This window comes from Idiomarina sp. UBA4206, from assembly GCF_002383015.1.
GTDB lineage: Bacteria > Pseudomonadota > Gammaproteobacteria > Enterobacterales > Alteromonadaceae > Idiomarina > Idiomarina abyssalis.
This window is the reverse complement of record NZ_DFTS01000043.1, coordinates 117275-117838: the sequence shown is the minus strand read 5'-3', so window position 1 is coordinate 117838 and position 564 is coordinate 117275. Positions and strand designations below refer to the sequence as shown.

Sequence of the window (564 nt, the reverse complement as noted above, 5' to 3'; positions counted from 1 at the left end):
TTCGCATTCGTGGTGCAATGCTGGACGAAATTCGTCGCGGCGATTGGGCCCCTCGCTCAGTACACCGTAACCACAGACGTGTGCTGGAAGCCATTCGCCAGGTTGAAAACGAGACCGGGCGGGACGCAAAAGATACAGAAGTAGCCGCAAAACTGAATATGGGTATGGATGAATACCACCATATTTTGCGGGATGTGAGTTCAGGACGAATTGTTGGAATTGAAGATCTTGGCGTGTCAGAAGATGCGTTAATGCCAGAGCAGGTAACAGGTTCAGCTTATGAGCCACAACGAGATGTTGAGAACGCTGCGTTTCATAAAGCATTGGTTTCGACAATTTCATCGTTACCAGAACGTGAAGCCTTGGTGCTTTCGTTGTATTATGACGAAGAATTGAATTTAAAAGAGATAGGTGAAGTGCTGAGCGTGAGTGAATCACGTGTCAGTCAGATTCACAGTCAGGCAATGTTGCGGCTGAAGTCGCGAATGCAAAATTGGGTTGAATAAACTTTGGTGGTAATCGAGAGCCTCAGTGGAGGGTGCTTTGGATAAAAATATGAAAATT

The 564-nt window shown here is 46.3% G+C and carries 1 protein-coding gene; it reads left to right on the top strand.

Translation table 11 applies throughout. The features are described from left to right. Nucleotides 1-506: RNA polymerase sigma factor FliA (gene fliA / locus B3180_RS09655; protein WP_286844258.1), on the top strand; the 506-nt coding region annotated here is incomplete at its 5' end. Nucleotides 507-564 lie beyond the last annotated feature (58 nt).